This is a genomic window from Ezakiella sp., assembly GCF_034180565.1.
In the GTDB taxonomy this organism is placed as follows: Bacteria; Bacillota; Clostridia; order Tissierellales; family Peptoniphilaceae; genus Ezakiella.
This window is the reverse complement of the sequence record NZ_JAXFOB010000035.1, coordinates 1-14,746: the sequence shown is the minus strand read 5'-3', so window position 1 is coordinate 14,746 and position 14,746 is coordinate 1. Positions and strand designations below refer to the sequence as shown.

General features: G+C 38.6%; 6 protein-coding genes. All 6 read left to right on the top strand.

Annotated features, from left to right (window positions below; translation table 11 throughout):
- Positions 1-198: 198 nt before the first annotated feature.
- The 6 genes from SPI61_RS07590 to SPI61_RS07565 all read left to right on the top strand — a co-directional run bounded on the left by SPI61_RS07590 (position 199) and on the right by SPI61_RS07565 (position 13,924).
- On the top strand, positions 199-1,323 hold the full coding sequence (locus tag SPI61_RS07590; RefSeq protein WP_321137519.1) for an acyl-CoA dehydrogenase family protein: 1,125 nt from the start codon (positions 199-201) through the stop codon (positions 1,321-1,323).
- A gap of 8 nt (positions 1,324-1,331) precedes the next feature.
- Positions 1,332-2,156, top strand: coding sequence for a phosphate/phosphite/phosphonate ABC transporter substrate-binding protein (locus SPI61_RS07585; protein ID WP_321137518.1), 825 nt, complete (start codon positions 1,332-1,334; stop codon positions 2,154-2,156).
- A complete protein-coding gene (locus tag SPI61_RS07580; protein ID WP_321137532.1) occupies positions 2,146-3,321 on the top strand; it encodes a cobalamin-independent methionine synthase II family protein in 1,176 nt (391 codons plus the stop codon). The genes SPI61_RS07585 and SPI61_RS07580 overlap by 11 nt, the downstream gene beginning before the upstream one ends.
- Positions 3,314-3,802, top strand: a complete 489-nt coding sequence (locus tag SPI61_RS07575; RefSeq protein WP_321137517.1) for an OsmC family protein — start codon at positions 3,314-3,316, stop codon at positions 3,800-3,802. Before SPI61_RS07580 ends, SPI61_RS07575 begins: the two co-directional genes overlap by 8 nt.
- 786 nt (positions 3,803-4,588) lie before the next feature.
- The gene (locus tag SPI61_RS07570; RefSeq protein WP_321137516.1) at positions 4,589-4,921 is read left to right on the top strand and encodes a carboxymuconolactone decarboxylase family protein; all 333 of its coding nucleotides are present in this window, start codon (positions 4,589-4,591) and stop codon (positions 4,919-4,921) included.
- 1,056 nt (positions 4,922-5,977) lie between these two features.
- The gene (locus tag SPI61_RS07565) at positions 5,978-13,924 is read left to right on the top strand and encodes a S8 family serine peptidase (protein WP_321137515.1); all 7,947 of its coding nucleotides are present in this window, start codon (positions 5,978-5,980) and stop codon (positions 13,922-13,924) included.
- Positions 13,925-14,746: the final 822 nt, after the last annotated feature.

Here is a 14,746-nt window from a genome sequence, read left to right as displayed (position 1 = left end):
GTTTTGATGTTTATAGATATTATTAATTTATTTAATAAATAAAAGCTATATAATTAATAATATATTAAAAAATCAAAATTTAAATAAGTAATATAGAATTTGTAAATTAAATTAAAAAAATCAATCAGTATTTTCTATTGGATATTGAAAAAATGTTGTGATATACTTGATGTATAAGCTATTTAAAGGAGGTTTATTATGAATTCATATGAAAGAGCAAGAGAATTCGCTAAAAAATATGTGGATCCTATTGCAACAAAAATTGATGAAGAAGCAAAATTTCCTAAGGAAATATTTGACAAACTAGGAGAAGAAGGATTTTTTAAGTTGATGATCCCAAAGGAAATGGGAGGAGACGGCGGAACAATTAAAGACCACTCACAAGTTTGCCAAGGATTAGCTGAAAGCTGTGCAACAGTAGGTCTTTGCTACATGATGCACAATGTTGCACTTATGTGTATTTTGGGAAGAGGTTCCGAAGAACTCAAGAAAAAAATTGTAGGCGAAGTTATAAATGAAAGAAAATTCTGTGCACTCGCATACAGTGAACTTGGAACGGGAACACACTTCTACAAACCTGAACTTAATATAAAACACCTTGACGGCGAAGCTGTTATCAGCGGTAAAAAGTCAATGGTTACATCTGCAGAATATGCAAGCTACTATTTAGTTTTGGCTCCTTCAAAGAAGGAAGGCGAAATCGACAACTGGGTAGTTCCACTCGGAAGCGAAGGCTTGAAATTCGAAATGGAAAATTGGCACGGTATGGGAATGAGAGGAAATGCTTCATGCCCAATGGAATTAAACGATGTTCATCTCGATCAATTATACAAAATCGGCGAATGGGGAAGCGGACTCGACCAAGTATTCTCAATCGTTGCACCGTTCTTTATTCTCGGTCTTGCAAGTGTTTACTCAGGACTTGGACGCGCAATTTCAAGAGCTGCAAACGAACACGCAACTGCAAGAAAGTATCCTGACGGATCGAGCCTTGCAAACATCGAAACAGTTCAAATTCACCTCGCAAAAATTTACAACCGTGTAAATGCAGCAGCAGCACTCACAGCTCACGCAGCTGAAAAAGCTGTAAGAGGCGATGCAGACGCAGTTGTTGACATCATTGCAGCAAGAATCGCAGCAAGTGAAGCGGCAATCGAAACTTCAATCGACGCAATGAGAGTTGGCGGCGGAAAAGCATACAACAAATCAGGTCCGCTCGAAAGACTTATGAGAGACGCATACGCAAGCCAAATCATGGCACCGTCAGTAGACGTTTTGACCATCTGGCTCGGCAAACTCATTACAGACCAACCGATTCCATAGGTGATAATATGACAGATAAAATTAGAGTTGGTGCAGTTATATACGATCCGAAAGTTACAATTATTTGGGATATGATTCACAAGTTCTTTATCGAACGCGGAATGGACGTAGAAGGTGTTTATTTCAAAGATTACGATTTGCAAGTTGATGCAGTTGTAAACGGCGACATCGACATCGCATGGAACAGTCCACTCGCATGGCTTCAAACTCAAATAAGAACAAAAGGCGAAAGCGAAAATGGTCCGATGAGAGATACCGACCAAGACAGAAAGACAATTTGTCTTGTAAGAAAGGGCGGAGACATCAAATCTTTTGAAGATTTAAAAGGCAAGAAAATCGGTTTCGGCGCTTTTGACAGTCCTCAAGCAAGACTCATTCCAATCTACTATTTAAAGACAAAGGGTCTTGAATATGGAAAGGATTATGAAGAAGTCAGATTTGACAAGGGAGTCGGTCTAAACGGCGACCACGTCGGAGGCGAACTCGACGCTGTTAAAGCACTCGAAAACGGAGACGTTGACTGCGCATTCACAATCGACTTAAACTACAACGCATGGACAAACGACGGAACGATTGACAAAAATCAATTGGAAGTTTTGGGCGAAACACCACACTTCGACCACTGTATTTTCTCAGCAAGAATCGGATTCCCAAGCGAAGATTTTGAAGCTTGGTCAAAAATTCTTTTCACAATGGACTACAACGATCCTGAACATAAGAAAATTATGGACATGGAAGGACTCAAAGAATGGGTCCCGGGTCGCACAACAGGTTTCGAACAAATAACAAATGCGGAAAAGTATTTAGACTTTTTCGGGAAATATCGTGACTAAATCGTTTTCAACCTCACTTATTGGAAGTATGCCAAGAAAAGATGAGATTTTAAGAGCCCTTAGGAAAAGATCCAAGGGCTCTATAAGTGAGGCGGAGTTTTTAAATATCATCGACGGCGAAGAAGATGAAGTTGTAAAACTTCAAGAAAAACACAATATCACATATATTTCATCGGGCGAACTCTCGCGCGACAACTATGTTTCATTTATCGCAACCAAACTCGCCGGCGTCAGAATGATGTCCATGGCTGAAATGCTAGACTATGTCGAAGACAAAAAGGCATTCGAAGAAATTTTGTCGATCTTGGACGTTCCTGCAATAAGCATAAAGAATGCGATTTGCGAAGGAAAGATTTCAAGAAGGACAAATATTGTTTGCGATGAATTAAAAAGACTCAAAAAAAGAACGAACGGCAAAGTGAAAATCACTCTTCCGGGACCATATCTTGTGACGCGTTCAATGTGGCTTCCTCAGCTTTCGAAAAACGGATACAAGTCGAAAGAGGAACTCGGCGAAGACGTCATAAAAATTTATGCGGAAGAAATCAAAGAACTTCAAGAAATCGGGGTGGACATAATCCAATTCGACGAACCGGTTTTGACGGAAGTTGTTTTCACCGAAGGAAAACCGCGCACATTTATGTGTGCAGCGCTGTCTGAAAAGAAAGACCCAACCCAGGAACTCGAATTTGCTACGCATCTTATAAAATCATGTATGGCAAAAATCGACAGAACAAAATCGATGAGAGCGCTCCACGTCTGTCGTGGAAACTGGTCGAAGGACGAATCGATTCTTCTTTCGGGGCCGTATACACCTTTAATAAAACTTTTTGAAAACATCGACACCGATGCTTTGATGCTTGAATTTTCAACGAAAAGAGCGGGAGAGCTTTCGAGTCTTTTCGAATCGAAAAAGATAAGAGAAGAAATTATTTTGGGACTTGGTGTCATAAACCCGAGAACAGATGTTATTGAAAAGCACGAAGACATGATCGAAAGAGCTGAAGAAGCGCTCAAGTTCACATCGAAAGAAAGACTTTTCTTAAATCCGGACTGCGGATTTGCGACATTCTCAAACAGACCTGTAAGCACTCTCGATGTAATCGACAAAAAACTGACCGAGCTCGAAACAGCGGTAAAATATTTGGAAGAAAAATATGAGTGATCTAGGAACATTTGACAGCTCGAAAGAGTCCGAAGTTTTCGACTTTACAATGCGAACCACTTCGAACGATTTGAGAAGAGTGAACACATACGGTGACGCCAGTTTTATTTCGACCGACCAGGAGCTTCCGTACGACAACGAAAAAGACGAGCTCTCAAGCGTTGAGATTTTTGTTGCAGGAATTATGGAATCGATGATTCTTACGATTATTCGCGAAGCGAAAATTGCTCGAGCGGAACTCGACGAAATCGAGGGAAGAGCAAGCGTTCGCGTGATAAACCCGCTTCGCACTTTGAAAGTTGTGGGAGTAGAGGAAACACCTGAAATAGAAAAGATAAAAATTAAAATTTATTACTACATCGACGACTTCACACATGAAGAAGGCGAGAAATTTATGAGAAAAGCAATTGAAAATGATCCTGTCTATCAAGGAGTGAAAGAAGGCTTTAAGATAGATCTACAGTTTTTATTTCAACTATAGATAGGGAAGCATTTGCGCGCTAATTTGCGATAAACGGTTGATCTCGTGTTTTCGTCGTTGCGACGTACTTGCCAGTACGCCTCACTCCAAAAACACTCAATCTAACCGTTTCTCATCAAATTATCATCGCAAATTATATTGTTTATATCGGAACCGGAAACTCCGGTTCTTTTTTTGTTTGCGGCGCATTTCATCAAAATATCCTCGCAAATTGGCGGGGGTAATTTGCGGTCTATTTTGCAAATGGTTTTTGTATAAAATTGAAAACACCACCGTAGCGGGATGGCATACGTTACGACGTAAGGAGTAACGATGTCCTCCCGCCATATTTGACGTTTATGTAATTTACAACCCCACCAACAACGTTGTGTATATAAAATATCAAAACCATAACCTTAAACAAATTTTTACATAAATTATAATTTTGCGTTTTACAAAACTCATTCCACCCATTTTCCCTATTGGCGGCGATACACCTTTTTATCTCATCTCACGACGAAATCAAAGATTTCTGTTCGATGGATAAAAAAACTGGTCGCCGCTACCTACGGCGTGTGCACAGTTATACATCTATACTCGCATGCCGTCCAAAAAACGCGTAATCAAAAATATCCTCGCAAAATGGCGCAAATTTAAAAGATACATATTATATGTATATAAGAAAAATTAATAAGTAGTGAGAACTCTATTCATAATTCGAATAAAGGCAGTTTAGACGTGTTTAAAAAAAGTTTGGGGGTATAATAATATTGGATGAAAAATCCGAGAAAATATAAGGAGGAAATTATGAGTTATATTGACGAAAGAGCAGAAAATGGAGAAATGAACAAAGAACTTGTAAAATCAGCACCGGAAATCATGAAAGCATTCGGAGATCTTCACGCTGAATACGCAAAGGAAAGCGCAACGACAATCATTGAAAAAGAAATGGTTGCACTCGGCATCTCCATCACAATAAAATGCATTCCATGCATGCTCGCACACATCACAAGCTTCAAAAAAGTCGGCGGCACAAGAGAACAACTTGTTGACGTTATTAAAACATGTATTTTAATGAACGGCGGACCGGGAACGGCATATGGAGCGAAGGCTTTAAAGATGTACGACGAATTGGATTAAGAAAATAGGAGCTGGCGATTGCCGGTTCCTTTTTTGTTGTTTGCGGTTATTTTCGCGATAAACGCTTGACTCATATTTTAGTCGCTGCGACGTACTTGCCAGTACGTCTCACTCCTAAAATATTTCATCTTAAGCGTTTCTCATCGAAAATTCCTCGCAAACTGGGAAGGCGTTTGCGGATTTGCGAAATTGAAGGATAGATCGTCGTGGGAAATGTTTGTTGGCGATATTTTGGTTTGACATTTTATTGGAGATGCGTTGTTGGTGGGGTTGTAAATTGTATGGGCGTGATATATGGCGTGAGGACATCGTTGTTTCTTACGTCACAACGTATGCCGTCCCGCTACAACGCGTTTGCGAATGTATGCAATTATAAAATATTTCGGCGTGGAATGTATATGCGTTGATATTTTTGGCTTGATATTTTATTGGCGATGCGTTGTTGGTGGGGTTGTAAATTGTACGGGCGTGATATATGGCGTGAGGACATCGTTGTTCCTTACGTCACAACGTATGCCGGCCGCTACGGATTGTGCGTTTGAAACGCTATACAATTCACAAACAAAAAACCGGCGTTTGCCGGTTCATATATACCCCCAAATTTGCGAGGATATTTTGATGAGAAACGGCTAGATTGTGGGTTTTAGGAGTGAGGCTTATTGGTAAATATGCCGCAACGACTAAAACACGAGATCAGTCGTTTATCGCAAAATAGCCCGCAAATAAAATAAAAACCACAGCCCGCAATTGCAAGTAATATATCTATATATTTCATCCAATATTTCATTTTGATTTTCGTTTTACAAAGTTTTCAAGAATCAATTAGTTTTAAGTTTAAAATAAAATTTGTAACTATATTTTTATATGATTTTTTTAAAATCTTTTACAAAGGTGTTGATTTTAACATCTGATTTATGTTACAATATGGTTACGAAGCGATTAAGAGATTGGTCGCTGAAATGGGGAAATTTTTTTACGTAACTTATTTTATCACACTAAATTAAAACAATACTGAAATTAAAATTTATTTTCCCCAAAATTTTTAGGAGGTTTTTTATGAGTAAGAAATTTATTTCAATTCTGCTCTCGGTTATGATGGTTCTAAGCGTCTTTACAGGCTTTGGAACTATTGTGAGAGCGGAAGAAAGGAATGAGTACATTATCAATGTTGACGTTGAAAAGCTCGCTCCCGGATTTGAAAAAGCGTACACAACACAAAACTATGATTTGGCGCTCAAACTTTCAGACGAAGCTCTCGATAAGTTCGAAGAAGTTTTAAAGAATGAGCTTCCGAATGTTGAAGTTTTTGACAGAATAGAGCTTTTGGTTCCTGCACTCGTTGCAAAGATGAATGCAGAAGAACTTGAAAGCGCAAAGAGTTTGCCAAATGTATTAGAAGTATTTGAAAACTATATTATAAACGAATCTGATATCACTCGTTCAAATATGGCTGTTTTCCAAGACAGAGGCGGTTTGGACGAATCTATCAGTATGGTAAATTCAAATGATTTAATTGGAAATGATGACATTTTCCAACAAAAGTACGACGGTAGGGGAAGAGTTCTCGCTATTATCGATAGTAATATGGACCCTACTCACAGTGCTTTTTATTTGTCACCGGGCGTTAGACCGAGACTTGCAAAGCTTGATATCAACAATTTCTTGAACGGCGGAAAGCTTTCGGTAAAGGACAACTCTGCTGACAAAAAGTTATATGAAGATATTTATCGCTCTGAAAAGATTCCTTTCGGATGGAACTATAATACAAACAATAAAGATTTGAATCCGGAAAAAGAAAAGGCTGCACACGGTCAACACGTCAGCGGTACTGTTGCCGGAAATAAATTCAATATCAGCGGAAAAACATGGAGAGGTGTTGCTCCTGAAGCACAACTTCTCATGATGAATGTTATGAGACAAGGCTCAACTTCTTCAAACATCTACATCAGAGCAATGCAAGACGCAATTGTTATGGGTGCAGATGCTGTTAATATGAGTTTGGGTTCAACAAAGGGTCTTCCGGGTCAAGCAGACGGTCTTGTAGGAAAGGCTATAAACAACGGTTATGCTGCAGACACAAACTTTGTTATCGCAGCAGGTAACGAAGGGGAATATCAAGGAAAGTTAAACATCGACAATCCTGATTTCGGTACTATGGCGGCTCCGGGTATTGCTACAAACGCAATCACAGTTGCATCACTCGAAAACAAGACTATGTATGTTCCTTTGATTACTTTTGAAGGTCAAAAATATATTTTCCAAACAGGCGGCGAACTCAGATTCGAACCTAAGGATTACGAATTTGTAGACTGCGGTCTCGGTAAAAAGGAAGAGTTGGAAGGACAAGATTTAACAGGAAAAGTTGCACTCATGAAAAGAGGCGGCATCACTTTCAGCGAAAAAGTTTTAAATGCACAAGCAGCAAATGCAGCAGGCGCAATTATTTACAACAATGTTGAAGGTCAACTCTATATGAGCGTTTCGGGAAACAGTATCCCTGCAATCTCAATTGAACTTGCAACAGCTGAAAAAATGCTCGCAAGCAGCACAAGAACTGTTAATATCAAGATGGATCCGCAAGAAACGGAAAACCCGCAATTCGGAGAACTCAGTTCCTTTACAAACTGGGGTCTTTCAGTCGGCGGTTATATGAAACCGGACATCACGGCACCTGGCGGACATATTTATTCAACTGAAACAATGGGCGACACATTCGGCGACATGAGCGGTACTTCAATGGCTACACCTCACGTAACAGGCGGTGTAGGTATTATTCGTGACCGTTTGGACGATATGATGTTTGCAGGAGAAGTTCACAAGGCTGCTCTTACAAAGACAATTCTTATGAACTCTGCAATTCCGCACGTCGACCCTAAGACAAAAGCAACAACATCTCCACGTCGTCAAGGCGCAGGTGTTATGAATCTTAAAAAAGCAACGGAACTTGATTTTACAGCCGTTGACAAAGATACAAAAATCGCATCGAAATTTGTCGGAAATGTTGATGACACGATTACTTTAAATCTTCTCGTTCACAACTATTCCGGAGAAATGAAGGAACTCACACCGTCAGTTCAAGCTACAATCGAAGCAAGAGACGGAAAGACTCTTCTATTAAGACCGGACGAACTTTTCTCACAAACTTACGAAGACAAGAAGTTCACAGTTCCTGCACAAACAGAACAAGAATTTTCAATCACATTCCCGATTGAACACTTGGAAAAAGTCGAACCATTTACAAACGGTGCTTTCGTTGAAGGATTCCTTCACTTAAGAGACCAAAACGGTATGGAGATTTCTTTCCCGTTCGTTTCATTCAAGGGAAGCTACGACAATATTCCTTCAATTGAAAAACCGGTTTATGATTTCGATTTCACAACTGAAAAACCGATGTATTGGAATTTGAAGACAAGAAATCACGATTGGTTCAAATATTCAACACATATCGAAACAAACTATGGAACATTCAAAGATGAAAAGGGCAAGACATACAACAATGTTGTAATCGTAGGTATTAAAAACTTTGCAGATATCGACGAAAACAAAAATACGGATGCTGAACCGGCTCCGGAATTTGAACCTATTGTTCTTTCGCCGAATGCCGACAACTACCAAGACGTTTTAAGCATCAACATGGTTATGGTTAGAACTGCTTCTGTAAAGGCTTCTATCATCGATTCACAAGGAAAGTCAACAGACTATCAAATCGGTTTGAAATACACAAATATTTCAACTGACCCGGACAACGACAAAAACAGAGAACAATATCTCGGTTTCACATCTCCCGGCGCAGTTCCTCTAAAGGATTTCGAAGACGGAGAATACACTTTAAGACTTACAGCTGCCGCTATAAAGGCACCGAAGGAAAGCTATCCTGAAACATACAGAGATATCAAGTTCACAATCGATACAGTAGCTCCGCAATTTGAAAATGCTTTCTATGACGAAGCTACAAGAACTCTCACATTTGACATCAAAGAAGAAGGCTCAGGTGTAAGAGAATTCAAAGTAACTGCAGATGAAAAGGCAATTGACTTTACAAGAGAAGGAAACAAAGTTACACTTGTAATTCCTGAAGGCAAAGAACTTTCAGATGTAAATATTTACGCAATTGACAACGGACACAATATCAAAGAAGCAACAGCAGAAATGCTTGTTTTCAAAGATATGTTCGGAAAACTCGAAGTTGAAGTAAAACAATCAGGCACAGAAGCTTTAAATCTTGAATACAAAGTTGTCGACGAAGAAGGTAAGGAAGTTAAAAATACTGAAAACCTCAAGTTTGGAAAATACAAACTCATCGTCACAAACTATTCAAACAAATTCGAACTTAAAGGCGAAAGCGAAATTCCGTTTGAAATTTCAAAGGAAAACAAAGAACACAAAATCGTTCTTGAATTCACAGAAATTCCTACAGGAAGAATCACGATTAAAGTCGCATCAAAAGACAATCTTGAATGGGCAGACTTCACACTTCTTGCAAAGAATGTAAAGACAGGAAAGATTTTTGACTTCGTTCAAGACGAAGGAATCTATGACAAATACTTTGACGCAGATCTTCCGTACGGCGACTATGAATTCTATGCAGAATTTAAACCTGGAAAAGACGACTACACTATAACATTCAGCGACGATATGCCGTTTACAGTAAACAGCTCAACAAACTATTCAACTGTTACAGCAAATATCAAGAGAAGCGGTTTCTACAAAGTTCATGTAACAACTGAAGGAACTGAAGCTCAAATAAAATATCTTGCAAAGGATACAAAGAACGGTTCAATCGTTGGACTCGACGAACTTGCTGAAGGCACATGGATGATATTCCCTGAAAATATGCCGGAAGGAATGTTTGTTGAAAAACCTTATGAATATGTGACATTGACACAAGAAAAGCCGGAAGCAAATGTAACATTCACATTTGAAGAAATCGGCGACAAAAAGTTCACATTCACAATTAAAGACAATTACGAAAATTCTGATTACTATATCTGTGACTTCTATGGATGGGCTACCAACGGAAAAGAAGGTAAAGCTTTTGACTATGAAAAAGGCGGCATCGAACTCACACCGGGAACATACTATGTTGAAGCTGTAGCTGACAAAGAAAGATACGGCGAAACAACACTCACAGTTGACAGCCAAAGCTATGCTCAAACATCCAGAACATTCAGATCTACAACAGACCCTGTTGAAGTTGAATTCAATTGGACAAAATATTCTGATTCAGACAAGACAAGTGAAGGCGCAATCTTTGTTAACGATGACAATCTCCCTGCAGAATTGAAAAAATCTTCATATGAATATATTCTAACCGGAACAAAGGGCGAACCTATGAAGAAGACTTTCATTAAGACAGGATTCAGCACATGGTTTGTAAATCTTCCGTACGACTACTACAAGGCGGAATTTACAGGACTTCCTGAAGGATATACAGTTGATACAAAAGAATTTATTGTAAACAGCAATGAATACCAAGTTGAATTTGTAATCATTCCGGAAGGAGCAGCTGAAGAAAAAGTTCCTGTAGATGTTAAATTTATGAAAGACGGTGCTGAAGTTACAGATGTAACATTCATGCTCGACGACCAAGAATTTACAAGCGGAACAATTGAAGTTGCACCGGGAACATATGATGTTGAAATCGTTGAACCGGAAGGACTTGTGCCGACAGCAGAATTTGAAACAGTTACAATTGACAAAGACACAAAGAATTTGACGATTGAACTCGAAGAAGGAAAGCCGGCTCCACAAGGAGAAGGAACTATCAGATTCGAAGTTTATGAATTTGACGGAACAAAAGAAACTAAGTTAAACAAGTTTATGATGGCTTATGCAAACAACGAATTCATTATGGGCAACGAAGAAAAAGTTCTACCATATGGAAAGTACGAAGTTAAGCTTTCATCGACATGGAATATGGGCGGACTATACGACGAAGCAAAATCAAAAATAACAGAAACAGTTACTTTGAACGACGCAAACAAAAATGCAGTTGTTAAATTTGTTCTCGTATTAAAGAACGCTGGCCCTGGTCCTGAACCGCAAGACCCTACAAAGGGTAAGGCAAGTTGGGACATCAACTACACAGGCACAAGAACAAATCTGAACTTCTTTGAACAAGTTAAACTCTACAAAGTTGTAGACGGAAAAGATGAAGAAGTAAAATTAAGCTTCGAACAAGAATACAAACACGGAGCAATCGAACTTGAATACGGCACATACGCTTATGTATTAAAAGACCTATCGGATTACTTGAAAGTTAATGTAAAGAACAAGAGAATTGAATTTACACTTGACAAAGAAAACCCGACATACAATGCAGTATTTGAAATTGAAGACAAGAAAGAAGTCCAAGTAGTTGAAGTTAGAATCCCTAAGGATGCAAACGAAAGCTTGAAGGACTACACAATCACAGTTTTCGACATGAACGGAAACGAAGTTGAAGGCGTAAAAATGACTGAAAAGGGCTTTGAATTCCCTGCAGTTTCAGGCGTTGACTACGAACTCAGACTTGAAGGCACAAAATATTCATACTATCCAAACATCATCAATGCATACCCAAGCCAAACATTCTCAAAATATATCAACATTGTTGCACCGCTCATCTTAAAGGTAAATTCACTCGCAGGTGAAACGGAAATCGAAGCCGACTACGCAGTCTATGCAAAGACAAACTACGGCGTGACATATGTAACTGACCTCAAGAAAGTTCCATATATCTCAAACGGCAACCAACTTTACCAAGTAGAATTCCTCGGATGCGAACAAGGATATAAACTAAAAGACGAAGAAATCAAAGAATTCACAGTAACTGAATACGCAAAACAAGAACTCACATTCAACTTCGAACGTGACGAAAGTGTTGAAGTAATCAATAAAGAAGAACTCAAGAAACTCGTCGCTGAATATGACGAAATCAAAAATTCAGACGCATACAAAAATGCTGATGAAAACTTGAAGAAAGCATATGACGACGCAATTATTGAAGCAAAAGCTGAACTTCAAAAATCAGTAACGACACAAGTTGCAATCGACAAACTTGTCGAAAAAGTTATTGAAGCTAGAGATGCTGTCATCGGAAGCAAAGTTGAAGTTGTTAAAGAAGAACTCAAAAAACTTCTTGACGAATCTCAAGAAATTAAGAATTCCGACAGATACAACTACGATAATGAAGAAGACAAAAAAGCATATGATGAAGCAATTGAAAACGGTCAAAAAGTTTATGACGACGAAAATGCAGTTGAAAAAGATGTTGTAAAAGCAATCGCTGACATCAAAGCTGCTCTAAAGAATCTCGACGGAATCCACGAAGCAGATAAAGCTGAACTCAAAGAACTTTTGGATCAATATAACGAAGTTCGTCATTCAGACAAATTCATCTATGCAACTGAACAAGAAAGAGATGAATACGAAACTGCAATCGTTGACGGAACAAATATCTTCAACAAGAGAGAAGCAACTCAAGAAGAAGTTGACAAAGCGGTAGAAGAAATCAAGAGAACTTACGAAAACTTAAGTGGTGTTGTAACGCCGACTGAAAAATCAGCAAAGCTGGAAGTTGAAAAAGCATATGTAAATGATAAATATATCAGAGGAACAGGGACTCCCGGTGCTACTGTATACTACAAGGTAATTGGTGCAGCAACAACTCTACAAAAAGAAGAGCTGAAAGATTTAATTGAAGCTCAAAAGATTGGCGAAGATGGAAAATTCTCAATTGATGTTGTTCAAATTCATAAAGGCGATAAAATTTATGTTTACCAAAAAGAGGAAGGTAAATCAATAAGTGAAGCTGTTGAAGTTGAAATTGCACCTGTTGATAAAACAGAACTACAAGAACTGGTTAAAGAAGCAAATGAACTTTTGGATTCTAAACAATTTAAATATGCAGATGAAACTCTCAAAGATAACCTTAAAGATGCTATTGAAAATGCTGATAAGATTTTGAGAGACGATAATGCATCAATGGATATTTTGAAAGATCAAAGCGATGCTTTAAAAGAAGCGATTGAAAATATTAGGGCATTTGAACTTAAAGTATTTGAAGTAACATTCGATCCGGATAACAAAGAAGATAAATCAGTTGAAAAAGTAGAAATTGGGGACAAGGTTACAAAACCTGAAAATCCAACTAAAGAAGGTTACACATTCGAAGGATGGTTCAACGGTGACGAAAAATTTGATTTTGACACGGAAATAATTGAAGACATTACACTTACTGCAAGATGGAAGAAGATCGAAGTTCCGACACCTGATCCTGATCCAACACCGGACCCAACACCGGACGAACCAATCATTCCTGACTATCCGGTAATTCCTGATAGACCAAGACCATACAGACCGACGACACCTACAGTAGACATTGTAAAAGAACCGACAAAACCGGTTGAAACAACAAAACCTGTCGAAGAAAAGAAAGACTACGGAATTGTTGAAACAATGTCGACAATTGCAGCAACATTCTCAGACCTACCTGAAAATGAAGCAGCAGGTTCGATCATGAATATGGTTGCACGCGGAATCCTCAAGGGAATGGACAACGGAAAATTTGAAGGAGAACTCCCGATCACAAGAGCAATGGTTGCAACAGTACTAAAGAGACTCTCAACAAATCAAAAAATCAACGACGTACAAAACTTCAAAGACGTAAAAGACAAAGACTGGTTTGCAGAAGCAGTTAAATGGGCACAATCACAAGGCCTCATCAAAGGCTACGAAGACGGCACATTTAAAGCAAACAACCTAGTAACACGTCAAGAACTTGCAATCATAATCGAAAGATTCCTTAAAAACCACGGAATTGCAATGGAAGAAATTAAAGAACTTTCATACAAAGACCTTGACACATTGCCTGCATGGAGCAAAGATGCTATCATTGCAATGGCAAAAATCGGACTTGTTGAAGGACAAACTGAAGAAATCTACAACCCTGCAAGCGAATTTACAAGAGAAGAACTCGCAGTAATGCTTGAAAAAATTATCATCTGGGTTGAAAAACATTAGAGAAAGTATAAAAGACGCCTGAAAAATAGGCGTCTTTTTGTTTGGGGTTGTTTGTGTGATAAAATTCCTCGCAAACCACAGTGTTTATGAATTTTATAAAATGATAAAATCTAATTTTTGTATTGAAATACCGTATATATTTTTAATTGTATATGCATATGTACGCATTCGTAGCGTGACGGCATACGTTACGACGTGAGGCGTAACGATGTCCTCACGCCCATTTTTGTGTACTTGGAATATGTATTATTACCAACAACGGTGCGTTTATAAAATATCGAACCAAAAAATACCACACGTAAATATTATCACACCGATAAAATCATCAATTATATACATTCATAATCGCATTGTACCGCCGTATATGACTTTCGTTGTTATGACAACATACAACCACCTGTTTGTTCGTATATATACATAAATTATTACACTAACATATATAATTATTCCGTTTATACAATTGTATATGTCATTATACGCCACCGTAGCGGGACGGCACTGTGTGTCCTTCCTGCGCCCAACCGCGTGAAAAAGAAATCTTCGATTTCGTATTTGAACGCGGGAAGGGTGCCGCCCATTTTTGTGTACGCGGAATATGTATTATTACCAACAACGGTGCGTTTATAAAATATCGACCCAAAATCCCATATCATTTATAAATGTATTTTCGCTCTGTCCGTCTCCCAGAACGTAACGGCGCATGCACAATCGACGTCAACGACTCATTTCTCCTGTTCGTCGAAATGTCGTCGGACGTCTTTGTATAAGTCCTACCATCGTGTTTTTGATTTTGTCAAATCAAAAAGCACGGGTTAGGGCTAT